This window comes from Stenotrophomonas cyclobalanopsidis (genome assembly GCF_008710035.1).
GTDB classification, from domain to species: domain Bacteria; phylum Pseudomonadota; class Gammaproteobacteria; order Xanthomonadales; family Xanthomonadaceae; genus Stenotrophomonas; species Stenotrophomonas cyclobalanopsidis.
The window spans coordinates 39693-63834 of record NZ_VYKI01000017.1; the positions used below are offsets into that span (position 1 = coordinate 39693).

Consider the following 24142-nt stretch of genomic DNA (forward strand, 5'->3'; position numbering starts at 1 on the left):
GCCCCGCTTTCGCGGGGCCTTCTGCATTCAAACAACCGCCGTGGCGATTACCAGATCACCACGCGCTTGTCGTCGGCGCGCACCATCGCATCACCGGCCTTGCACTGGAACGCAGCAGCGTAGGACGGCATGTTCGACGGTGCACCGTTGGCGCGGAAGTTGGCCGGTGCGTGCGGGTCGGTGTTCAGGCGCACGCGCAGCTCGCCATCGGTGAAATTGCGGCGCCACACGGTGGCCCAGTTCATGAAGAAGCGCTGGTCCTGGCTGTGACCGTCGACTTCGACATTGGCCTTCGGGTCTTCCTTCAGGGCCATCTGCAGCGCGTCGTACGCCACGGTCAGGCCGCCCAGGTCACCGATGTTCTCGCCCAGGGTCAGCTTGCCCTTTACGAACACGCCCGGCACCGACTCATAGCCGTCGAACTGCGCGACCAGCTTGTCGGTACGCTCGGTGAAGGCCTTGCGGTCACCATCGGTCCACCAGTTGTCGAAGTTGCCGTTGGCGGCGAACTGGCTGCCGGAGTCGTCGTAGCCGTGCATCATCTCGTGGCCGATGACCGCACCGATGCCGCCGTAGTTGAGCGCCGGGTCGGCCTTGGCGTCGAAGAACGGCGCCTGCAGGATGGCGGCCGGGAACACGATCTCGTTCTTGGTGGCGTTGTAGTAGGCGTTGACGGTCTGCGGGGTCATGCCCCACTCGGTCTTGTCCACCGGCTTGCCGATCTTGTCCAGCATGTAGCGGTAGTTGAACGCGCGCGCCGCCTGCATGTTGCCCAGGTAGCTGTCACCGTTGGTCTTCAGGCCCGTCCAGTCACGCCACTTGTCCGGGTAACCGATCTTCGGGGTGAAGCTGGCCCACTTTTCAATGGCCTTCTTCTTGGTTTCCTCGCCCATCCACGGCAGCTGCTCCAGGCGCGCCTTCAGCGCCTGCGACAGGTTCTCCACCAGGTGCTGCATGGCGACCTTCGACTCGGCCGGGAACACGGCATCGACATACAGCTGGCCCAGGGCCTCGCCCATGCCGCCGTTCACCGATTCCAGCACACGCTTCCAGCGCGGCTGCATTTCCTTCTGGCCACGCAGCGTGGTGCCGTAGAAGTCGAAGTTGGCCTTCTCGAACTGGCTGCTCAGGTACGGCGATGCGTCATCCACGGTGTGGAAGCGCAGGTAGGCCTGCCAGGTGCTGGCCGGCACATCGGCCAGCATCTTGTCCATTTCACTGAAGAAGCCCGGCTGCGCCAGCGAGAACTTCTGCGCGGCCGGCACCTTGAGGGTGTCGAACAGCGCGGTCCAACTGAAGTTGGGGGTCAGCTTGTCGGCGTCGGCGGCACTGAGCGGGTTGTAGCGCTTGGCCGGGTCACGCATTTCGATGCGCGACATCGAGGCCTTGGCCAACCGGGTCTCGAAGGCCATCACGGCCTTGGCCTGCTCGCCGGCCTGCGCCGCGTCCATGCCCGACAGGGTCAGCACCTGGGCGATGTAGGCCACGTAGGCCTCACGGATCTTGGCCTGCGATTCGTCGAAGTAGTAGCCCTTCTCCGGCAGGCCCAGGCCGCCCTGGCCGACGTAGGCGATGACGTTGGCCGAATCCTTGTAGTCGGCATTGGCGAACAGCGAGAACAGCACGCCCTTGCCTTCGACCTGGCTGTCGCGCAGGTACTGGGTGATGGCGGCGGTGTCGTTCAGCGCGGCGATCTTGTCCAGCTGCGGCTGCAGCGGGGCCAAGCCGGCGGCCTCGATCTTCGCTTCGTCGTTGCCGGTCTTCCAGATGTCACCGATCTTGGCTTCCACCGATCCGGACTTGGCCTGGCTGGCAGCGGCCTGCTCGACCAGCCCGTGCTGCACTTCCAGCGAGCGCTCGCGCAGGATCTCGAAGCTGCCCCAGGTGGTCTGGTCACCCGGCACCGGGTTGGCCTTCAGCCACTTGCTGTTGACGAAGCCGTTGAGGTCGGTACAGGCGGCGATGGACGGATCCAGGTCGGCACTGTTGAGCGAGATCAGCGGGGTCTTGATCTGCGACTGATCCAAGGCCGGCTTGGCATCGGCGCTGGCGGCCGGCGCGGTTTCGTTCTTGCCACAGGCAGCCAGCGACGCAGCGATGGCGATGGTCAGGCCCAGCGGGACCAGGTTGCGGACGTTCATGGAGTCTCTCTCAGACGGCGAATCGTCCAGCGTAGCGGGCGCGTCGGTGCGGGGGACCGGCCAAAGGTCACAGGGGCCGTGGCATCGCCAACCAACTGCATGCCGGTATTCTTGTCTTCCCGATCACCGGACCTCGCGCCCATGGACGAAGCTGCGCTGCTACTGGCGCTTGACAGCTGCGATTATCTGTTCCTGACGGATATTGGCGAACCGGAGGCCAACTGTCTGCGGCTGGTCATCGAGGAGGGACAGGTGACAGGAGAGCCCCGCCGGGTGGATCTCGGCCAGGGGCATTGGATCGATGGCGTGCGAGCGATAGAGATGACCTCCGATTCGCAATGCTTCGAGCTGGTATGGGACCACTACATCAGCTATGTCGTGCACAACGAGTCCTACAAGAGCTGGGACGACTCCGAAGCCTGGAGCGGCAACCGGTTCCGCCGCTACAGCCGGTCGAAGTTTCTCGACTATCTGGACCATGTCACCTTCGCTGATAGCCGTTACCCCGGCCCATTCGCGCACTATCAACTGATCTGCCAGGACCACGTCATCGACATTGCTGCATTGCAGCCTCCGAGGGCGCGCCTGCTGGGTCCTTCGTAGCGGACAGATGCAGCCGCCCATGGGGTAGCTCTACTGGGTTGCGATGGCGTCAGTCGAGCATGGCTCGACGCTACAAAAGGAAAGGCCGGCTTTGCGCCGGCCCTTCGTTCTTACTTCGCCTTGCCCTGGTTGGCCACCGCTTCAGCGGCCTTGCGGGCGGCTTCCGGGTCGCCGAGGTAGCGGAACGACTTCACGGTCAGATCGTCGTTCAGTTCGAACAGCAGCGGGATGCCGGTGGGGATGTTCAGCTCGAGGATTTCCTCGCGCGAGACGTTGTTGAGGTACTTGTACAGCGCGCGCAGCGAGTTGCCGTGGGCGGTGACCAGCACGGTCTTGCCGTCCTTCAGCTGCGGCGCGATGGCGTCGTGCCAGTACGGCAGAACGCGGTCCAGCGTGGTCGCCAGCGATTCGGTGCCCGGCAGTGCATTGCGGTCCAGGCCGGCATAACGACGGTCGTGGATCGGGTGGCCCGGATCTTCCAGGTCCATCGGCGGCGGCGGGATGTCGTAGGAACGACGCCACACCTTGACCTGGTCCTCGCCGTGCTTGGCAGCGGTCTCGGCCTTGTCCAGGCCCTGCAGGCCGCCATAATGGCGTTCATTGAGGCGCCAGGACTTGTTGACCGGCAGCCAGTCCTGGCCCAGTTCGGCCAGCGCACCCTGCAGGGTGTGGATGGCGCGCTTGAGCACCGAGGTGTGGGCGACGTCGAACTGCAGGCCCTCTTCGCGCATCAGGCGGCCGGCGTTGGCGGCTTCGCTGCGGCCCTGGTCGGTCAGATCGACATCGACCCAGCCGGTGAAGCGGTTGTCCAGGTTCCACTGGCTCTGGCCGTGGCGCAACAGTACGAGTTTACGGGTCACTGCAGGATCTCCAACGCGAGGAAGGGCAGGCGGGCATTGTAGCCCTTGCCGGACGCCGTGGACCTGCGGGGGCCGTAGGTAGAGTCGACCGTTGGTCGACTGTCGCGCGCAGCGCGCGGTTTCGCGATCTGAATCAGGAGCAGTCGACCAACGGTCGACTCTACCCAGTCGCCTCGGCGGTTACCGGTGCACGTGGCCATGATGTCCCTGCGCGTCATGGTCATGGTCATGCGCGTGCTTCACCGGCTGCCCGCACGCTTCGCCGCAATGATCCGCCTCGATCTGCAGGGTCACGTGGTCAATGCCGAATTCCTCGTGCAGGCGTGCACCCAATTCACGGCGCAGTGCATCGGCGTCGGTTCCCTCGCGCATCACTACGTGCGCGGTCAGTGCCGGGGTGCTCGATGCCAGTGCCCACACATGCAGGTCATGCACGTCCACCACCGCCGCATGCGCGGCCAGGCCCGCGCGCACCTTGGCCACGTCGGTGCCCTTGGGCACGCCTTCCAGCAGCACATTGATCGCTTCGCGCATCAGCACCCAGGTGCGTGGCAGCACCCACAGGCCGATCAGCACGGCGAGGATCGGGTCGATCGGCTTCCAGCCGGTCCAGCGGATCAGCAGCGCGCCGACGATCACCGCCACCGAGCCCAGCATGTCGGCCCACACTTCCAGGTAGGCGCCCTTCACGTTGAGGCTTTCACCACTGCCGGCCTGCAGCAGCCGCATCGAGATGAGGTTGATGACCAGGCCGATCGCCGCGATCACCAGCATGCCGGTGGAGGCGATCTCCTGCGGCTGACGGAAGCGCGCGATGGCTTCCCACAGGATGTAGCCAGCCACCACGAACAGCATCGCACCGTTGATCATCGCGCCCAGCGCTTCCAGTCGGGCATAGCCGTAGGTGCGGCGTGCATCCGGCGGGCGCCGGCTCAGCCGCACCGCGACCAGCGCGATCATCAGGGCCAGCGTATCGGTGGCCATGTGCGCGGCATCGGACAGCAGGGCCAGGCTGTTGGTCCAGAACGCTCCCACCACTTCCACCACCAGGAACGTGGTGGTCAGCCCAAGCGCCCACCACAAGGGCTTCTCGTGGCGGATTTCAGCTGGCAGGTGATCGTGGTCATGACCCATGGCAAAGCTCCTGTGCAATGCGGTCAGGCTACGCGCGGGGGCCGCGGGAGACTATTACGCTGTTTATAACATTGCAGTGCAGCGGGTCCTGCGACTATGCACGTACGCGGCGGACGACACGCCCGCGCGCCCACCACAGCAGCGCCAACGCCGCGATGCCGGCACCCAGCAGGCACACCGCGTTCCAACCATGGCGTGCCTGCATCCACGTGCCGGCCGCTGCACCGGCGCCGCTGCCCACCGCGTAAAACAGCATGTACAACGCCACCAGGCGTCCATGGTGTTCAACCGGTGCACGCAGCAGCAGTGCCTGGTTGGCCACGTGCAGTGCCTGTCCGCCCAGGTCCAGCAGCACCACGCCCAGCAACAGCAGTCCCAGCGAGTGCGGCAACCCCAGCAGCGGCCACCACGCTGCCAGCATCAGCAGCAGCGCGGCAAGGCTGACGCGCACGGCAAAACCGCGATCCATCCAGTGGCCCACGCGCGCGGCCAGTAGCGCGCCGACAATGCCTGCCACGCCCAGTGCACCGATCGCGGCGGTGGACCAGTGCAACGGCGGCGCCGAGAGCGGCAGCGGCACCGCCGCCCAGAACACGTTGAGGCCGGCAAACAACAGCAGCGCCAGCGGCCCGCGCTCACGCAGCGTGCGGTCGTCACGCAGCAACGTGGCCATCGACGCCAGCAGCGTGCGCCACGACGGCGGCACCAGCGGCACCGGGAGGGCCGGCAACCGTCGCCACAGCAACAGCGCCAACGCCGCCATCAACACGGCGGACAGCAGGTAGACCGCACGCCAGCCGGCCACGGCGGCCACGCTGCCGGACAGCACGCGCGCCGACAGGAGGCCGATGAACACCCCGCCCTGCACGGCGCCGACCATGCGCCCGCGCTGTTCGGCCGGCGCCAGCTGGGCCGTATAGGCGATCAGCCCCTGGGTGAGCGCCGTGCCCAGCAGCCCGGCCAGCAGCATGCTGGCCAGCAACCACGCCGCCGTCTGCGCAGCCGCCAGCAGCAGGAGCGCGGCCACCAGGGCCAGCAGCTGCACCCGAAGCAGGTGCCGGCGGTCGCCACGGTCGGCCAGCGGCAACAGCGCAAGCAGGGCCAGCACGCTGCCGGCCTGGGTGGCCGCCAGCACTGCGCCGGCCACGGCCGTGTCGAGGGCGAAGTCTTGGGCCAGCCGTTCCAGCAGAGGTTGTGCGTAATAGACATTGGCCACGCTGGCGCCGGCGGCGACCGCCAGCAGGCCGAGCAGTGGCCGCGATACGGGGAGGCTCATCTTTGTGGTTGCATTTTGAAACTGGATGCACGGTAACGCCACTGGTTTTAAACTGCAACCAGATATCCATGTGGAGCCCGCCATGCATGCCGACAGCCCCTGCCCTGTGGCCCGCAGCGCCGACCTGCTCGGCGACCGCTGGGCGCTGCTGGTCATCCGCGATGCCTTCGACGGCATCACCCGCTTCGGTGATTTCCAGCGCAGCCTCGGCGCGGCCCGCAACATCCTCAGCGACCGCCTGCGCCGGCTGGTCGAGGCCGGCCTGCTGGTGCAGCAGCCAGCGACCAATGGCAGCGCCTACCAGGACTATGTGCTGACGGCCGCCGGTCGCGACCTGTTCCCGCTGCTGGTCGCCCTGCGCCAATGGGGCGAACGGCACCGTTTTGCCCCCGGCGAAGCGCATTCCACCCTGATCGAACGCACCAGCGGTGCCCCCCTGCCCCACATGCAGCCGCAGGACGCAGCCGGCCACGCCATCGCCCCCGAGCTGACGGTGGTCCGCAAGCTCTGACAAAAAAGGGACGGAGGGAATCGAGCAGCTGCATGCCGGTCCTCGCCACCGGCACGGTGAGCTTGGCGTAGCATCACGGGCGGGCCTTCGGGCCCGCCTTTTTTGCTGCCCGCCGAGGAACCCACCATGCTGCACCGCCGCCTGCTCCACCCTGCCCTGCTGCTGTTGCCGCTGGCCCTGCTGGGCGCGCCGTCGCTGCAGGCACGCGAGGTGGCCGCACCGGCCGAGCATGTCGACGCCGATGGTCCCTACGTGTTCCGCGTCGGCGACCAGCTGCGGGCGAAGTGGATCTGCGGCGACCAGGTGCAGATGCGCACCGCCCCGGCCGATGCCGATGGCACCGATTTCACCCCGCAGTGCGGCTACACCCACAGCGTGCACGTGCTGCCGCCTGTATCGCCCTCGGTGTCGGTGCTGCCGGCCACGCCGCGCATCGTCGCGGTGTCCGACATCCACGGCCAGTACGGCGTGCTGGTGCGGCTGCTGCGCGCCAACAAGGTGATCGACGCGCAGGACCAGTGGGCGCTGGGCAAGGACACCCTGGTGATCGCCGGCGATGTGTTCGACCGGGGCCCGCAGGTGACCGAGGCGTTCTGGCTGCTGTACGGGCTGCAGCAGCAGGCCGCAGCGGCCGGCGGCGCGGTGCATTTCGTGCTCGGCAACCACGAAACCATGGTGCTCTACGACGACCTGCGCTACGTCAATCCCAAGTACCTGCGCAGCGCCCAGCTGCTGGGCCGCAGCTATCCGCAGCTGTATGCGGGCGATTCGGTGATCGGCCAGTGGCTGCGCACGCGCCCGGTGCTGCTGAAGATCGGTGACACCCTGTTCCTGCACGGCGGCATCTCGCCCGAGGCGGTGCAGCTGGCGCTGGACCCGGCCACCACCAATGCCGCCTACCAGGCCTCGCTGGGCATGCCCAAGGCCGAAGTGAAGGCAGACCCGGCCACCGCGCCGCTGTACGACGGCAAGACCAGCCCGATCTGGTACCGCGGCTACTTCGATGGCCAGCTGGACAGCAACGGCGTGCAGGCCGTGCTCGACCAGCTGCACCTGAAGCGCATCGTGGTCGGCCACACCTCGATGCCGCACGTCAGCACCTTTCATGGTGGGCGCGTGATCGCCATCGACAGCAGCATCAAGAACGGCGAGAACGGGGAGTTGCTGTTCATCGAGAACGGCACGCTCAGCCGCGGCCTGCTGGACGGCACGCGCGTGCCGTTGGCCGAAGGCGTGCCGGGCGTGGATGGCTGACTCCAAGCAAGCTCAACCGCCGTTGGCCTTGGTAGAGTCGAGCTTCCTCGAATGCTTTGGACCGGATAGTCGAGCAAGCTCGACGCTACCCATCAGGAACCGCCGCCATGTCCCAGACCGTCATCCCGCAGCTGCGCATGCTGCACGCCGACACCACCCTGCCGTTCTACGTGCAGGGCCTGGGCTTCTCCGTCGACTGGGAGCATCGCTTCGGCGCGGGCATGCCGCTGTTCGCCCAGCTCACCCGCGAGGGCCAGACCCTGTTCCTCAGCGAGCATGCCGGCGACTGCCAGCCCGGCGGCGCGGTGTACTTCAAGGTCGATGACGTGGACGCGGTGTTCCGCGCCTTCAGCGGCGCCGGCGTGCCCATCCCGCAGCCGCCGCACGATACCGAGTGGGGCACCCGCGAGATGCTGCTGGTGGACCCGGACGGCAACCGCCTGCGCTTTGCCACCCACAGCGACTGAACGGCGCGCACTTGTGTGCAATATATGAAGCGTATACGATTCATATATTTCCTTTCGAGAGTCCGCCATGGGCATCGTCAACATCGATGACACCCTGCACGACCAGCTGCGTCGTGCCTGCACCGTCTCCAGTCGCTCGATCAACGCCCAGGCCAACTTCTGGATCCGGGTCGGCATGCTGTGCGAACTGAACCCGACCCTGAGCTTCCAGAACATCGTCGCCAGCGAACTGCGTGCGGCCGGCGTGCAGCCGCCGCTGCTGCCGCCCGGGCAGGCCTGAGCCGATGGCCATGGTCAAGCACCCCGACGAGATCGCGCTGATGGCCGAGTCCGGGCGCCTGCTCGCGCAGGTGTTCGCGGCGCTCGACGCCCTGCCGCTGGAAGGCCGCAGCACGATGGACATCAACGACTTCGTCGAGCGGATGATCGTCGACGAGCTGCACGCACGGCCGGCCAGCAAGGGCCAATACGGTTTCCCGTACGTGCTCAATACCTCCATCGACAACGTCATCTGCCACGGCGTGCCCAGCCATGAGGACGTGCTGCGCAGCGGGCAGATCGTCAACCTCGACATCACCCTGGAGAAGAACGGCTACATCGCCGATTCCAGCACCACCTACCTGGTGGGCGAGGTCGACTACGCCGCGCGCAAGCTGGTGACCGTGGCCTACCAGGCCATGTGGAAGGGCATTGCTGAGGTGCGCCCCGGCGCGCGCCTGGGCGACATCGGCCATGCCATCGCCCGCCATGCGCGCAGCCACGGCTACAGCGTGGTGAAGGAATACTGCGGCCACGGCATCGGCCAGGAAATGCACGAGGACCCGCAGATCCTGCATTACGGCCACGCCGGTACCGGCCTGGAACTGCAGGAAGGCATGGTGTTCACCATCGAACCGATGCTCAACCAGGGAAAGCCGGCCATCCGCCAGCTGCCGGACGAGTGGCCGGTATACACGCGCGACGGCAAGCTGTCGGCGCAGTTCGAACACACAGTGGCGGTAACCGCGCATGGTGTGCGCGTGCTGACCCTGCGCCCGGACGAAACGCCGTTGTGCGCGATTGATGCGGCCTAGAGCGGGCGCAGCAGCAGCGCTTGGCTCGACATGAACAGCGCTCTTCCAGCAGCCACTTCCCGCCAAGCGTTCGGGTTGCGGAACAGCGGCTGCCGCAAGCGCACGCCAACGTCCAGCGCCGCTACAACAGCTTCACGGCACATCCACTAGTTTTTGCCGGACTCTTTACGGATGACGGACCCGACGTGCACCCGCAACGCCCCTGCCCGCGACGGCATCGCGCACGTTGGCCGCTGCTGGTCTGCGCCACGCTGCTGACGGCCACCAGCGTCGCGCAGACGGCGATCGACCCTGCCGCGGCCCCTGCCCTGCAATGGGAACAGGCTCGGCAGCGGCTGGAACAGGTTTCCGATGCGCTGGCAGCGGCCGATGCCGGTGTGCGCAACAAGCAGGAACTACAGGAAGCCACGCGCCTGCTGCGCCTGCCCGAGATCACCGGCGAAGTGCGCCGCCTGCAGTTCCAGAAGACCCTCACCCTGCCGCTGGGCTCGCTGGCACCGGTGGCCGAAGCCTACGGCATCGATTCGCCGCTCAGCTTCACCGAACGCGACTGGCGCACCCGCCCGGTGGTGACCGCGGTGCTGCCGCTATACACCGGCGGCGTGATCCCGGCGGCGCAACGTGCGGCCAGCGCCGCGAGCGAACAGGCCAGCGCCGAACGCGAGGCGCAGCGCCAGTCGCTGACCGTGCAGCTGGCCCAGGCCTATTTCGGCCAGCGCCTGGCCGAACAGGCGGTGGACGTGCGCCGCGATGTGCGCGACGGTCTCAACCGCCACCTCTCCGATGCGGAAAAACTGGAACGCGAGGGTTTCGCCACCCGCGCGCAGCGCCTGCAGGCTACCGTGGCCCGTGACAAGGCCGAGCGTGAGTACCAGAAGACGCTTAACGACCTGGCCACGTTGCAGGCCGCGCTGGCCACCCTGCTGCGCAGCGGTGGCGAGGTGCGCCCGCTGTCGCCGCTGTTCGTGCAGCGCGCGCCGCTGGAACCGGTGGCCAGCTTCGAACGTACCGCGCAGGCGCAACAGCCGCAGATCCGCCGTCTGCAGGCAATGGTCGCCCAGGCCGAACAGGGCGTGCGCGTGCAGCAGGCCAAGTTGAAGCCGCAGATTTTCGCCTTCGGCCAGTACGACTTCCGTCGCCGCGACGAAATGCTGACCGATCCGGACTGGGCCTTCGGCATCGGCCTGAAGTACACCTTCCTTTCGCCCAGCTCGCGGCCGGCGCAGATCAGTGCGGCACGCGCGCAGCAGGAACAGGCCGAGGCCGGCCTGCGCGAAGCCGAGAACCAGGTCGCCCTCGGCGTGCGCAAGGCGTGGAACGAGCTGGAAAGCGCGCGCCAGCAGTTCGTGCTGCTGGACAGCAGCATCGCCCAGGCACAGGAAAACCTGCGCCTGCAGGAACTGGCCTTCCGTGAGGGACAGGCCACCTCGCTGGATGTCATCGACGCGCGGCTGGGCCTGGGTGGCGCCCGCGTCGAACGCGCACAGGCCGCCTACCAGTACGACATCGCCCTGGCGCAACTGTTGGAAGTGAGTGGACAGATGGACCGTTTCGAAGACTATCGGCGCCGTGCGGACGAGGTGATCGACCATGAGTGACGTGCTGCACGACGAATCCACCACGCCGCCCGGCAAGCGCCGCGTGGGCATCATTCTGGTGGTGGTGCTGCTGGCCGTGGTGGTACTGGGCCTGTGGCTGGCCTGGCGCCGGCCGGCCGACCAGATCCAGGGCATGGCCGACGCCGATACCCTCAACGTCGCCGCCAAGATCACCGCCCGCGTGGCCGAACTGAAGGTGCGCGAAGGTGACCGCGTGCAGGCCGGGCAGATCGTTTTCCTGCTTGACAGCCCGGAAGTGGCGGCCAAGGAACAGCAGGCCCACGGCGCACTGGCCGCCGCGCAGGCAGTGGCCGACAAGGCCGACGAGGGTGCGCGCAGCGAGGACATCCGCGCCGCCGAGGCCAACTGGAAACGGGCCGAGGCCGGTGCCACCCTGGCCGAAGCGACTGCGCGCCGCGTGCAGAACCTGTTCAACGAAGGGGTGATGACCCGGCAGAAGCGTGATGAGGCGCAGGCCCAGGCCACCAGTTCGCGCGAACTGGCCCGTGCCGCGCGCGCGCAGCACGACATGGCGCTGGCCGGGGCACGCGAGCAGGACAAGCGTGCGGCGCAGGGCCAGGTGCAGCAGGCGCAGGGTGCGGTGGCCGAGGTCAATGCCGCACGCGTCGAAGTGGAAGGCCGCGCACCGGTGGCGGGCGAGATCAACAAGCGCATGGCCGATCCGGGCGAACTGGTGCCAGCGGGCTATCCGGTGTTCACCCTGGTCGACATCGACCGCATGTGGGTGTCGATGAACCTGCGCGAGTCGCAGATGCAGGGTCTGAAGGTCGGCAGCACCCTCCGCGGCAGCATCCCGGCACTGGACCAGGATGCCGAATTCAAGGTGTATTTCATCAATCCGGCTGGCGACTACGCCACCTGGCGCACCACCCGCCAGTCCTCCGGCTACGACGTCCGCAGCTTCGAGGTGCGGGTGCGCCCGGTACGCCGCATCGAGGGCTTCCGCCCCGGCATGAGCGTGCTGTTCGCATGGCCCCTGCACTGAGCCAGGGCAACGGCGGCTTTGCGGCGTCGTGGCGCCGCGAACTGCGCACCCTGCGCGGCAATCGTGCCGACCTGCTGCTGGTCACCGTGCTGCCGCTGCTGATGCTGGTGCTGATGGCGTGGATGTTCAGCCCTGCGGTGATGCGCGATGTGCCGATTGCCGTTGTCGACCTGGACCACAGCAGCGACAGCCGCCTGCTGCTGCGCATGCTCGACGCCAGCCCCGGCGTACGCATCGCCAGCCAGCCGAAGGACATGGAAGACGCGCGCGCGCAGCTGCGCCGCCTGCAGGTGTACGCCATCGTGCTGGTGCCGCGCGATGTCACCCGGCAGGCGCTGCGCGGCCAGCATGGCACGCTGTTCGCCTATTACAACGCCACCTACATGACCACCGGCCAGTCCGCCGCGCGCGACATTGGTGATGCCGTGGCCGCCTGGAACGCGCGTCTGCTGCGCGAGCGCATCGCCCTGCAGGTCGGCCCCGGCAAGCTGCGCGCGGCACCGATCGCCGTGCAGTCGGACATCCTCTACAACCCTGCGCGCAGCTACGAGCTGTTTCTGCTGCCGCTGATCTTCCCCGCCGTGCTTTCGCTGGTGCTGGCGCTTGCGGTGGCCGGCAGCCTGGGCCGCGAGATCCGCGATGACACCCTGTCCGGCTGGCTGGGCCGCACGCCGTGGCCGGCCCTCGCCGGCAAGATCGCACCTTATGTCCTGCTGTTTTCGCTGTATGGCGCGCTGGGCGTGGCCTACCTGGCGTGGCTGCGCGGCGACGGCATCGCCGGCAGCGTGCTCCTGCTGCTGCTCGGCCAGCCCCTGTTCTATCTGGCCACCGCGGCCTACGCCCTGTTCTTCGTCGGCGTCACCCGTGACATGGGCACGGCGCTGTCAACCGTCGGCCTCAGCATCGGCACGGCCCTGGCGTTTTCCAGCGCCACGTTTCCGGTCATCGACGCACCGCTGTTCACCCGCATCTGGCACCTGCTGCTGCCGCTCAGCGCGTACATCAAGCTGCAGACCCAGCAGCAGTTCGTCGGTGCGCCGCTGGCGGTGTCGCTGTGGCCGTTGGGTACGCTGCTGCTGATGATCGTCATCGCCGGTGGCCTGGGGGGCTGGCGCCTGCTGGCGTTCGCCCGCAGCCCGCAGGCCACGCGACCTGCCGGGGCCGACGCATGAGCGCGATCTGGGCCAGCCTGCGGCAGACGTTGCTGGCGGTGCTGCTGGACCGCTATGCCATCGTGGTGATGGTCGGTGCAGTCATCCTGTATTCGTTTTTCTACCCGGCCGCGTACCGGCACCAGGTCGCGGGCAACCTGCCGGTCCTGGTGGTGGACGAAGACCACAGCGCCACCAGCCGCGAACTGCTGCGCAAGCTGGACGCGCTGCGCGTGGCCCGCGTGGTCGGCCAGCCGGCCAGCATCGACAGCGCGCGCCGTCAGCTGGAAGCCGGTGATGCCGAAGGCATCGTGCTGATCCCGGCCAACCTGGAGCGCGACATCCTGCGTGGCCATCCAGCAAAGCTGGTCCTGCTCGGCAACGGCGCCTACCTGGGCCGCGCCAGCTGGGTGCTGGGCAGCGTGGCCGATGCACTGGGGTCCTTCGGACGCGAAGCCGCGGTCACCCAGGCTGCCTTCATGGGGGCACCGCAGGCGCCGCCGGTCACGCTGGTGCAGCGGCCGCTGTACAACACGCAGGAAGGCTATGGCAGCGCGATCGTGCCCGGCGTGGCCGAGCTGATCGTGCACCAGACCCTGCTGATGGGCATCGGCGTGCTGCTTGGCGGGCGCCGTCTGGCCCTCGGCCGGCGCCTGCGCTTCGACCTGCCGACGCTGGCCGGCATGGCCCTGGGCTTCGGCCTGATCGGTCTGTTTGGACTGTTCTACTACGCCGGGTTCACTGCCTGGGTGCAGGACTACCCGCGCGGTGGAAATCCACTCGGCCAGCTGTTGGGCGGCACGTTGTTCATCGCCGCCACGGTGGCCTTCGGCCTGTTCGTCGGCAGCTTTTTCCGCACCCGAGAACGCGCGTTCCAGTACATCATCGCCACGTCCATCCCGCTGTTCTTCCTGGCCAACCTGTCCTGGCCCACGGTGATGACGCCGTCGCCGCTGGTGTGGCTGTCGCAGCTGCTGCCCACCACCTCGGGCATCAATCTGATGGTGCGGTTGAACCAGATGGACGCCAGCCTGGCGGATGTCAGCCACGAACTGGCCACCCTCGGCTTACTGCTGCTGCTCTACGGCAGCCTCGCGATCTGGCGCCTGCACCGCAAAAAGGGGACGGAGGAGATTAATCCGAATTAATTCCCTCCGTCCCCTACTCCACAACGACGAATGCCGACCCTGGGGGCCGGCGTTCGAGGTACCGCTTGGTGGAAGGGAGCGGTTATTCAGGTCATGCGTCGATCAGCGGTAGACGCGCTCGCAGCGGCGCTCGACCACGCGGTCACCGGTCTTGTTCTGGTGGTTGCCCTGGATCTGCCTACCGGCTGCACCGCCCGCCACCGCACCAGCCACGGTCGCCAGCTTCTTGCCGTTGCCGCCGCCTACCTGGTTGCCCAGCAGGCCGCCGACGACCGCACCGGTGGCCGTACCGGCGATGCGGTTGGGATCGCGCGAGTTGCGCTGAACTTCCACGTTCTTGCAGACCACGCGGCTGCCGTCGTTGAATCTGCGGCCCTCATCACGCGGACCATAGTTCTGTGCGCTGGCGACCGACGAAGCCGCCATCAGGCTGCCTAGCAGCAAGACGCGAAGGGAGGTATTCATGGCGATCTCCTGTGATCCGATGTGTACCCAGTCTCCCGGCCGAAGCGCCAATTGAAGGTGAAATATCGGTCACTGGTAGCTGAACGGCCATGCGGCGTTCAGCGTTGCGACGCTGGCGTTGGCATCGCGTGCCCTAGAGTGCTTGCATGAGCCTGAACCTGCAGATCAACGGACGTGCGATCACCGGCATAGACAGTCTCTATGCCGAGTTCAACCGGGTGTTCATGGCCGGCGAAGACTGGCAGCTCGGGCCCAGCCTGGATGCGCTGGACGACCTGCTGTACGGCGGTTACGGCGCATTGCAGGGGCACGCCACCGCAACCGTGGCCTGGCGCGATGCCGAGCTCAGCCGCGCTGCGTTGGGCATGGACGCGACTCGCGCCTGGCTGCAGGCAAAACTGCAGCAGCCCGGCACCTTCAACGCCGATGTGATCCGCAGCCAGTTGGTTGCGCTGGACCGCGGGGAAGGCAAGACCTACTTCGAGATCGTGATGGAGATTTTCGCCGGCCACTCGCGCATCACGTTGCGGCTGGAATAGGTGTTCGAGGGCGGTGTCGCATTCCGCCCCCACCGCATGTGATCAATTGACGCAATTGGCCTGTGCCCGGACCTGCATGTTTCCAGACTGAGCATTGTTTCAGCATCGCTGCGAACGTGTGGACCGGGTTTACTTGCACCAGACAAGGCTCGCTCAGCGCCGCTCACTTGACGATTGAAAACAAGCATTTACAGGCCTGATCCCGCATTGACCGACCGATGAAGAGCGTCCTCCGGCGTGGTAATGCTCCCATCACTGGCTATTCCTGCCCCACCGCTCTTGGCGCCGCGCCAGCACACGGAAAGGGTTGACTGCGCGAAATGCCATGGCCCAACTGGCATCCACAGCTGGATCGTTCTTCAAGGGCCAGGCGGGGACGCGATGCAGCAGCGCGGATGGAAAAGCAGCACGCAGATTTCAAACCCATGGCAGCGCGGTGTTGGGTTGGCCGAGCCGGTCGTGGCCCATGACGGAGTATGGCGATGCGGGCACTTCTGGCGAAACAACGCGCGGCGGCGTGCCTCGGCGCAGCATGCACGCTTCTGCTCAGCTTTACGGCGCAGGCAGAGCTCTACTGGCTTGATTCCCGCTTCGACGACAGCCAACCGCACTATCCAACGATGGAAGAGGCCTGCGTCTCAGGCGAGCTGGAACGCCGCCTGGATGGCTATCGCGCGAAGAGCGCACTACCACATCGCTACAGCGCTGTTTCCGTCGGACCGTACCTCGATGGGGAAGCCATATGCCGCGGTCAACTGCAGCGCCGCCAGTTCAATTCCTGGCTGCCCATCGAAGTAGTAAGCACGTTCGTCTACGGTCCACGCGGCGCAAGGCCGCCCTGCCCGCTCGGCGGGCTCGCCGACCCGGATACCAAGCAGTGCGGCGTCCCCAAGTGCGACAGCAACTGTCCAGCAGATGGCGGCAATTCCTCCAACCCCATTGCCAGCGCTACCGGAAACAAGCGACAGCGCGAGACCGATTATGTGGGCTCAGGCGTGTTCCCCTTGGAATTCGTGCGCGTCTACAACAGCCACCGCGTACCCGATAGCCGAGCGCTTCCTATCGGCATTGGCTGGACCCACAACTACGCGGCCAGGCTCGAGCCCGTGACCAATGCCACCGGATCGATTGCCCGTATTCGAGCCCACAGGCCCAATGGCGCCATCCAGACCTTCAGCCTCATCAATGGCGACTGGACTGCAGGTGCAGACGTACCGGAGAGGCTGACCGTCACCCTTTCTGCAGGTTCGCTCGTTTCGGCGACCTATCGTCGTGCGGACGATTCTGTAGAAACCTACAACGAACTCGGCCGCTTGCAGTCCATCACTTCGCGCGACGGGTTCGTGCAGACGCTGTCCTACGCCGAGGGCTCTGGCACTTCACCGTACGTCCAACGCGTTACCGATCCACAGGGGCGCTCCTTGTTGTTCGGGTACACAGACGGCCGCCTGACCCGTCTTACCGATGGCACCGGAGCGGTCATTACCTACGCTTACACTGGGAACGATCTGACCTCCGTGACCTATCCCGAGCCTCTGTCCGGCTCGGCGACACGTATCTATCACTACAGTGAACCCGGCCAGACCGGAGGCATGGCCCGACCACACCTGCTGACCGGCATCACCGATGAGGACAACAACCGATACGCCAGCTGGGCATATGACGCCCATCGTTGAGGCGTGCTGAGCGTGCATGGCCCACATGCTACCGGGACCGCAGATCGGGTCGAACTGCAGTTCAACGCAGACGGCAGCACCACCGTTACCGATAGTGCCGGCAAGGTCAGGAACTACACATTTGGCGATGACCATAGTGTGGCGCGGCTTGCGTCGCTGGACGCTACCTGCGACCACTGCGTAAACGTTGCCGCGGCGCGCACGTACGACAGCAACGGATATCCGGCCAGCAGGACCGACTTCAGGGGCAACGTTGCCCGGTATACATACAACGCACGCGGACTGCAGACCGAGCGGATAGAGGCAGCCAACGATAGTGGCGGCAGCAAGCGCACAACCCAGACAGACTGGCACGCAACCTTCCGCCAGCCCACGGAACGACGGATCTACGACGCGGAGGGCGTGCTCGCTGCTGAAACCAGCTTCATTTACAACAACCGGGGTCAGCTGCTCACTGAGACTCGCAAGGATCCGTCGACATCCGGTAGTCGTACTACGACCACGACCTACTGCGAGCCCGCTGGCGTCAGTGACGGCACCTGCCCCCTGGTTGGCCTACCCATCAGCATCAAGGGACCACGCACTGACATCAGCGACACGACGACCTACGTCTACCATCAGACAGACCACAGCGATTGCAGGACCGCCCAGGCAGCATGCCGCTACCGCCTGGGCGACTTGTGGAAAGTCATCGATCCGTTGGGGCGGACCACCACGTTCCCCAGCTACGACAACGCGGGACGACGGCTGTCCTCCATCGACCCGAATGGTGTCGAGACGAGCTATGAGTATCATCCCCGCGGCTGGCTGACAGCCGAGAAGGTGCGCGGCCCCGACGACAGCACGGAACGTGACGACCGCATAACACGCACGACCTACCGACCAACCGGCCTGGTCGAGCGGATTACCCAGCCCGATGGCGACTATCTGACGTTCTCCTACGACGCAGCGCAGCGACTGGCACGTCTCACCGACAATAGCGGCGGCTTCATCGCGTACACCTTGGATGGTGCAGGCAACCGGATCGCGGAGGAGACCCGCGACCCAGCCCAGACAGTGCAACGCAGTCTGTCGCGCATCTATGACCTGAACGGGCGACTTGCGACCGTCGCCGATGCTTCCAGCAGCCCGACTGATTTCGGATACGACGACAGCGGCAACATCACGGCGGTGACGGATGCATTGGGTCGCACGGAGCGCCGTGAGTACGACGCCCAGAGTCGCCTCAGGCAGACCACCCAGGATGTCGACGGCATCGGCGCCGTGACCCGATACCTCTACAGCCCGTTGAATCGGCTAGTGCAGGTCACTGACCCAAAGGGGCTACACACACGCTACACCTACAACGCCTTGGGTGATCTGCTACAGCTGAGCAGCCCCGATACTGGCACTACCAATTACAGCTACGACAGCGCCGGGAATCGCGACGGTCTGACCGATTCGCGCGGGCAGACAATGTCCTACCGCTATGACGCGCTCAAACGGCTGACCCGGATTGCACCCGATGGTGCGCCTGCGCTGGACACGTCCTATCTCTATGATGCCGCGCCCAATGAGTGTGCAGCAGGCGAGACCTTTGCCTCTGGCTATCTGAGCCAGATCGTGGATGCCAGCGGCACGACGGGATACTGCTACGACCGCTTCGGCCAGATCGTACGCAAAGTCCAGGTAGTCGACGGCCATAGCTTTGCAGTTCGCTACGCCTACAGCTTGGGTGGAAAGGTCCAGGTCATCACCTACCCAGATGGCACCCTGGTCGATTACGTGCGTGATCCCGAGGGCCGCATCTCGGAGGTAGGCGTCACATCGCCCGGCGCCAGCCGCCAGGTGCTTCTGTCCGGTGTCACGTACTACCCATTCGGACCTGCGGCAGGCTGGAGCTACGGCAATGGTCGGGCCTTGGTCCGAGCCCATGACCGGAACTACCGCACCATTTCGCTGAGCGATGTCGACCGAGACGGCCTGGATGCAGGCTACGCCTACGACGCCATTGGTAACCTTACCGGCCTGCACACCGCTGGCCATGAACTTCCGGCGCTTGCCACGTTCGACTACGACGCCCTCAATCGTCTGGTTGCATTCCGGGATGGGGCAACAGGAACCGCGATCGAGCGCTATGGCTACGACGCCACGGGAAACCGGACCTCGTTCACCAACGCTGGAGGCATCGATGGTTACGCCTACCCGCCTGACAGCCGTCGCCTTCTCTCGGTAAAGGGGGCGTCCCGGAAGTACGACGCCGTTGGCAACACAGCCTCCATTGATGGCACGGATAGAGAGTTCGTCTTCGACCCGTTCAATAGATTGATACAGGTGAAGCAGAGCGGCCAGGCGATCCAACAGTACGCATACAACGGCCGTGGTGAGCGGGTGCGAAGCTACCTGGGGACCACCACCACGACCTACAGCGTCCACGATGAGAGCGGCCAGTGGCTGGGTGATTACGATGCCACGGGCATGCCGATCCAACAGGTGATATGGCTGGGCGACCTGCCCGTGGGTGTATTGGTTGGCACCGCAGCGTCTCCGAATCGCCTGCATTACATCGAGCCGGATCATCTTGGCGCACCACGTGCCGTCATCGAGGTTGCACGCAACGTTGCGGTCTGGTCGTGGGACAGCAGAAGCGAGGCATTTGGCAGCGATGCACCCAGCGACGATCCGGATGCAGACGGTACGCCGTTCACGTTCAACATGCGCTTCCCGGGACAGCGATACGACCCCTACAGCGGTCTTCACCACAACTACGCTCGAGAGTACGAACCCTCGACGGGCCGGTATCTGCAGAGCGACCCCGTTGGCCTGGCGGGAGGCATCAGCACTTACAGCTATGTTGAGTCCAATCCGCTGCTCTATACGGACAGCACGGGCCAGAGCAGGGATCAGGCTTGCATGGCGTCATGCACGGTGAGCGGAAGTGTCATCGGCGGCGGTATCGGCTACGCCGGCGGTGGCATTGCAGGTGGCGTCGGTGCTGGCGCCGGGTGCACCTTGTTTGCGCCCGGAGTGGGTACGGTTGCTTGCGGAGCCGGTGGCGCTGCCGCCGGCAGCAGCGCGGGAGGTGCAGCGGGCTCGGTCGTTGGCAGTTTCTATGGATATCTTACGGGCTTGGCAATCTGCCCGAGCGATGAAGACAATACTGACGAGTGCTACAGGCGCTACGATAATGAAGAGCTGTCGTGCCACAGGTGGAGAGGCTTGGGGCCGAGCAAAGACCCTGATCGCTGGTATCAGGCGTGCCTCACGCGGGCTGCAGATCGTCGCAATCTGTGCGTCGCCAACAAGGGCCAATCTGACCATGATCCGCCGCCATGGTCAGAAGACGACTTCCCCTAGGATGTTTCCGATGACAGAGAAAAAAGTAGAAACGGTCGAGACATACTATCCATCTGGAAAAATCCAGTCTCGCGGCACCATGGTCGACGGACGGTGGCATGGCGTTTTTCAACGCTGGTACGAAAGTGGTGCACCGTTTTCTGAGTTTGAATATAGGAGTGGGTTAAAGCACGGAGTGCTCCGAGAATGGTCAGAAGACGGGCTACTGCTTCTCTGCGCCACGCTTCAAGATGGCCAGCTTCACGGCCCATACAAGAGCTGGTGGGACTCAGGACTTGTTAAGGAAGAGGGAAATTTTCACTCGGGAAAAAGATTCGGAAGATACCACTGGTACAAAGTTGACGGGTCGCTCTGGAGGTCTTCTGACATCTCCGCGGATTAAGCTTTGGGGACTTCGCGATTGTTCGACTGGACTCGCCTACCGGCGCACTGCCAAAGCCAAATCAGAATATTCGTGAAGATTAAAATCACCGACAAAACAGGCGCCGAATATGTTCGTCGACAATAATGGCCAATCTGACGACGAGCCGCCCGTTTCTACAGATCTTGACCTCAGATAGGTGGTGCCCCATGAAAGATTCAAACCCGGAACTGGTCGAAACCTACTATCCCTCAGGAAAGATCAAGTCTCGTGGCACCCGCATGGATGGACAATGGGATGGACTCTGTCAACTCTGGTTCGAGAGTGGCGGACTGTTTACTCAGTCCGAGTACAGGGAAGGCGTGATGAACGGCTTGGTACAGGAATGGACACAGGATGGGGTGTTGACCTTGTCTGCCATTATCAGAAACGGGGATTACGACGGCCCCTACAAGAGTTGGTGGGACTCTGGCCTCCTCAAGGAGGAAGGCACTTACCGGCGCGGCAAGCGGGTCGGAAGATACACCTGGTACAGGGTCGACGGCTCTCTTTGGAGGTCGTGCGACTTGGCTGACGAATCCAGCCAGTAGCAGCGCCTGATGTGTAGGTCCGTCCCCGCACCCGGACGTGACCACGACCGCGGCGCCGGGCCACTGAGCCGTGGACTGCAGTCGCGCGAGGACAGCCCATGCCGGTGCCGCGTGCACCACCCTAGCCGTTACCATAGTGACTCCGTTTCCGCAGCTGCCTGCCGCCCTCCCGGCGCGTGCGCCTGCCCCGATTTCCGAGTCCCATGTCCAAAGACAAGTCCGCCGAACACACCCCGCTGATGAAGCAGTTCTTCGCAGCCAAGTCCGATTACCCGGACCTGCTGCTGTTCTTCCGCATGGGCGACTTCTACGAGCTGTTCTACGACGACGCTCGCAAGGCGGCGCGGCTGCTGGACATCACCCTGACCCAGCGCGGCAGCTCCGGCGGCGCGCCCATCCCGATGGCCGGCGTGCCGGTGCATGCCTACGAGGGCTACCTCGCCCGCCTGGTGGCGCTGGGTGAATCGGTGGCCATCTGTGAACAGATCGGCGATCCGGCCCTGGCCAAGGGCCTGGTCGAGCGCAAGGTCGTGCGCATCGTCACCCCCGGCACGGTCACCGACGAGGCGCTGCTGGACGAGCGCCGTGACACCCTGCTGATGGCCCTGTCGCGTACCAAACAGGGCTACGGCCTGGCTTGGGCCGACCTGGCCGGTGGCCGTTTCCTGGTCAACGAAGTGGAGACCGACGACGCGCTGGAAGCCGAACTGGCCCGCCTAGAGCCAGCCGAGCTGCTGGTGCCCGACGAAGAGAACTGGCCCGAGTTCCTGCGCCAGCGCACCGGCGTGCGCCGCCGTGCGCCGTGGCTGTTCGATGCGGACAGCGGCCGCCGCCAGCTGCTGGCCTTCTTCAAGCTGCACGACCTGAGCGGTTTCGGCATCGACGACAAACCGCGCGCCACGGCAGCCGCCGGCGCCCTGCTCGGCTATGTCGAAGAGACCCAGAAGCAGCGCCTGCCGCACCTGACCTCGATCGCGATGGAAACCGCCGGTGAAGCGATCGCGATGAACGCCGCGACCCGCCGCCATCTGGAACTGGATACGCGCGTGGACGGCGACACCCGCAACACGCTGCTGGGCGTGCTCGACAGCACGGTGACGCCGATGGGTGGCCGCCTGCTGCGCCGCTGGCTGCACCGCCCGCTGCGCCTGCGCGAGGTGCTGGTGCATCGCCACCACGCGGTGGAAACGCTGATCGACCGCGGCAGCGACGCCGACATCCGCGAGCAGTTCCGTCGCTTGGGCGATCTGGAACGCATCCTCACCCGCGTGGCGCTGCGCTCGGCGCGCCCGCGCGATTTCTCCACCCTGCGCGATGGCCTGGGCCTGCTGCCGGCCGTGCGCGAAGTGCTGGCACCGCTGGATTCGCCGCGCCTGCAGACCCTGCACGCCGCGCTGGGCGAGCACGACGAGTGCGCGCACCTGCTGGCCAGCGCCATCGCCGAGATGCCGCCGCTGAAGCTGAGCGACGGCGGCGTGCTGGCCGATGGCTTCGATGCCGAGCTGGATGAACTGCGCCGCCTGTCCACCCATGCCGACCAGTTCCTGGTCGACCTGGAACAGCGCGAACGCGAGAGCAGCGGCATCGCCACCCTCAAGGTGGGCTACAACCGCGTACACGGCTATTACATCGAAATCAGCAAGGGCCAGTCCGACCGCGCGCCGGTGCACTACACCCGCCGGCAGACGCTGACCAATGCCGAGCGCTACATCACCGAAGAACTGAAAGCGTTCGAGGACAAGGTGCTGTCCGCGCGCGACCGCTCGCTGTCGCGCGAGAAGTACCTGTACGAACAGCTGCTGGACACCCTCGGCGGACAGCTGGAACCTCTGAAGCAGTGCGCCGCCGCGCTGAGCGAACTGGACGTGCTGGCCGCCTTCGCCGAGCGCGCGCAGGCGCTGGACTGGGCGCGCCCGGAACTGCACACCGAGCCCTGCCTGAAGATCGAACGCGGTCGCCACCCGGTGGTCGAAGCCGTGCGCGAACAGCCGTTCGAGCCGAACGACCTGGACCTGCATCCGGACCGTCGCATGCTGGTCATCACCGGCCCGAACATGGGCGGTAAATCGACCTACATGCGGCAGAACGCGCTGATCGTGCTGCTGGCCCACATCGGCAGCTTCGTGCCGGCCAGCCGTGCGCTGATCGGTCCGATCAACCGCATCCTTACCCGCATCGGCGCCGGTGACGACCTGGCGCGCGGGCAGTCGACCTTCATGGTCGAAATGGCCGAGACCAGCTACATCCTGCACCACGCCACCGCGCATTCGCTGGTGCTGATGGACGAGATCGGCCGCGGCACGTCCACCTACGACGGCCTGGCCCTGGCCGATGCGGTGGCCCGCCACCTGGCCTACCAGAACCGCTGCTACACGCTGTTCGCCACCCACTACTTTGAACTGACCGCGTTGGCCGACGAGCAGCACGAAGGCGGACGCAGCGGCATCGCCAACGTGCACTTGGATGCCGTCGAGCACGGCGAAGCGCTGGTGTTCATGCATGCAGTGAAGGATGGCCCGGCCAACCGCAGCTTCGGCCTGCAGGTGGCCGCGCTGGCCGGCCTGCCGCGGGCGACCGTGGCCCAGGCCCGCCGTCGCCTGGCCGAGCTGGAACAGCGCGGTGGCGAAAGCCATGCCGCCGAGGTCTCGCCGCAGGCGCTGGATGCACCGCAGCAGTTCGGCCTGTTCAGCGCACCGGCCAGCAAGGCGCAGGAAGCGCTGGCCGCGATCGACCCGGATGAGCTGACCCCGAAGCAGGCGCTGGAAGCCCTGTACCGGTTGAAGACGCTGCTGTAACCGCGCCCGTTGGCAGGGCTGAGCTGAGCACGGGCTCGTCTCTACAACGGCGCCGTCACGCCCTGCATGTAGAGCCGAGCCCACGCTCGGCTGGTGCAAGTCCCGCAGCCGGGCATGGCCCGGCGCTACCGCTGCAGAGCCGAGCCGACGCTCGGCTG

General features: G+C 65.7%; 20 protein-coding genes. 15 read left to right on the forward strand and 5 right to left on the reverse strand.

Annotated features, from left to right (window positions below):
* Window positions 1–47: 47 nt before the first annotated feature.
* Window positions 48–2141 carry a M13 family metallopeptidase gene (locus tag FJU31_RS13400; RefSeq protein WP_150455192.1) on the reverse strand — a complete coding sequence of 698 codons (2094 nt, stop codon included), beginning with the start codon at window positions 2139–2141 and terminating at the stop codon, window positions 48–50.
* A gap of 141 nt (window positions 2142–2282) precedes the next feature.
* Here FJU31_RS13400 and FJU31_RS13405 point away from each other — a divergent pair, with 141 nt between their 5' ends.
* Window positions 2283–2744, forward strand: coding sequence for a hypothetical protein (locus FJU31_RS13405; RefSeq protein WP_150455193.1), 462 nt, complete (start codon window positions 2283–2285; stop codon window positions 2742–2744).
* Window positions 2745–2854: 110 nt separating this feature from the next.
* Here FJU31_RS13405 and gpmA read toward each other — a convergent pair whose 3' ends face one another.
* The 3 genes from gpmA to FJU31_RS13420 form a co-directional block, all read right to left on the reverse strand.
* Entirely contained in the window at window positions 2855–3604 is a 750-nt protein-coding gene (gene gpmA, locus FJU31_RS13410; RefSeq protein WP_150455194.1) for a 2,3-diphosphoglycerate-dependent phosphoglycerate mutase, read from the reverse strand.
* Between the two features lie 180 nt (window positions 3605–3784).
* Window positions 3785–4738 (reverse strand): cation diffusion facilitator family transporter, encoded by a 954-nt coding sequence (locus FJU31_RS13415; protein WP_150455195.1) that lies wholly within the window; start codon window positions 4736–4738, stop codon window positions 3785–3787.
* A 94-nt stretch (window positions 4739–4832) separates the two neighbouring features.
* Complete coding sequence (locus FJU31_RS13420) at window positions 4833–6014, reverse strand: MFS transporter (protein ID WP_150455196.1); 1182 nt, start codon at window positions 6012–6014, stop codon at window positions 4833–4835.
* 82 nt (window positions 6015–6096) lie between these two features.
* On the opposite strand from FJU31_RS13420, the gene FJU31_RS13425 reads away from it, so the two are divergent.
* The 9 genes from FJU31_RS13425 to FJU31_RS13465 all read left to right on the forward strand — a co-directional run bounded on the left by FJU31_RS13425 (window position 6097) and on the right by FJU31_RS13465 (window position 14222).
* Window positions 6097–6525: a winged helix-turn-helix transcriptional regulator gene (locus FJU31_RS13425; protein ID WP_150455197.1), complete on the forward strand. Its 429-nt coding sequence runs from the start codon at window positions 6097–6099 to the stop codon at window positions 6523–6525.
* A 126-nt stretch (window positions 6526–6651) separates the two neighbouring features.
* On the forward strand, window positions 6652–7779 hold the full coding sequence (locus FJU31_RS13430; protein WP_150455198.1) for a metallophosphoesterase: 1128 nt from the start codon (window positions 6652–6654) through the stop codon (window positions 7777–7779).
* A gap of 107 nt (window positions 7780–7886) precedes the next feature.
* Window positions 7887–8246: a bleomycin resistance protein gene (locus FJU31_RS13435; protein ID WP_150455199.1), complete on the forward strand. Its 360-nt coding sequence runs from the start codon at window positions 7887–7889 to the stop codon at window positions 8244–8246.
* A 67-nt stretch (window positions 8247–8313) separates the two neighbouring features.
* Window positions 8314–8526: a ParD-like family protein gene (locus FJU31_RS13440; RefSeq protein WP_150455200.1), complete on the forward strand. Its 213-nt coding sequence runs from the start codon at window positions 8314–8316 to the stop codon at window positions 8524–8526.
* 10 nt (window positions 8527–8536) lie between these two features.
* Window positions 8537–9319 (forward strand): type I methionyl aminopeptidase, encoded by a 783-nt coding sequence (gene map, locus FJU31_RS13445; protein WP_150455201.1) that lies wholly within the window; start codon window positions 8537–8539, stop codon window positions 9317–9319.
* A 236-nt stretch (window positions 9320–9555) separates the two neighbouring features.
* A complete protein-coding gene (locus FJU31_RS13450; protein ID WP_425473705.1) occupies window positions 9556–10917 on the forward strand; it encodes a TolC family protein in 1362 nt (453 codons plus the stop codon).
* Window positions 10910–11923: an HlyD family secretion protein gene (locus FJU31_RS13455; RefSeq protein ID WP_150455203.1), complete on the forward strand. Its 1014-nt coding sequence runs from the start codon at window positions 10910–10912 to the stop codon at window positions 11921–11923. The genes FJU31_RS13450 and FJU31_RS13455 overlap by 8 nt, the downstream gene beginning before the upstream one ends.
* Window positions 11908–13095 (forward strand): ABC transporter permease, encoded by a 1188-nt coding sequence (locus FJU31_RS13460; protein ID WP_150455204.1) that lies wholly within the window; start codon window positions 11908–11910, stop codon window positions 13093–13095. The genes FJU31_RS13455 and FJU31_RS13460 overlap by 16 nt, the downstream gene beginning before the upstream one ends.
* Window positions 13092–14222, forward strand: coding sequence for an ABC transporter permease (locus tag FJU31_RS13465; protein WP_150455205.1), 1131 nt, complete (start codon window positions 13092–13094; stop codon window positions 14220–14222). Before FJU31_RS13460 ends, FJU31_RS13465 begins: the two co-directional genes overlap by 4 nt.
* Before the next feature lie 102 nt (window positions 14223–14324).
* Here the strand turns inward: FJU31_RS13465 and FJU31_RS13470 are convergent, their stop codons facing one another.
* A complete protein-coding gene (locus FJU31_RS13470; protein WP_188115501.1) occupies window positions 14325–14687 on the reverse strand; it encodes a glycine zipper 2TM domain-containing protein in 363 nt (120 codons plus the stop codon).
* 146 nt (window positions 14688–14833) lie between these two features.
* On the opposite strand from FJU31_RS13470, the gene FJU31_RS13475 reads away from it, so the two are divergent.
* The 5 genes from FJU31_RS13475 (at window position 14834) to mutS (ending at window position 23984) form a co-directional block, all read left to right on the forward strand.
* Window positions 14834–15226: a barstar family protein gene (locus FJU31_RS13475; RefSeq protein WP_150455206.1), complete on the forward strand. Its 393-nt coding sequence runs from the start codon at window positions 14834–14836 to the stop codon at window positions 15224–15226.
* Window positions 15227–15708: 482 nt separating this feature from the next.
* Window positions 15709–16902, forward strand: coding sequence for a DUF6531 domain-containing protein (locus tag FJU31_RS13480; protein WP_150455207.1), 1194 nt, complete (start codon window positions 15709–15711; stop codon window positions 16900–16902).
* Between the two features lie 3 nt (window positions 16903–16905).
* The gene (locus FJU31_RS13485; protein ID WP_150455208.1) at window positions 16906–20238 is read left to right on the forward strand and encodes an RHS repeat-associated core domain-containing protein; all 3333 of its coding nucleotides are present in this window, start codon (window positions 16906–16908) and stop codon (window positions 20236–20238) included.
* Between the two features lie 570 nt (window positions 20239–20808).
* A complete protein-coding gene (locus FJU31_RS13495) occupies window positions 20809–21189 on the forward strand; it encodes a toxin-antitoxin system YwqK family antitoxin (RefSeq protein WP_188115502.1) in 381 nt (126 codons plus the stop codon).
* A gap of 203 nt (window positions 21190–21392) precedes the next feature.
* Complete coding sequence (mutS, locus tag FJU31_RS13500; protein WP_150455211.1) at window positions 21393–23984, forward strand: DNA mismatch repair protein MutS; 2592 nt, start codon at window positions 21393–21395, stop codon at window positions 23982–23984.
* The last annotated feature ends 158 nt before the right edge of the window (window positions 23985–24142 follow it).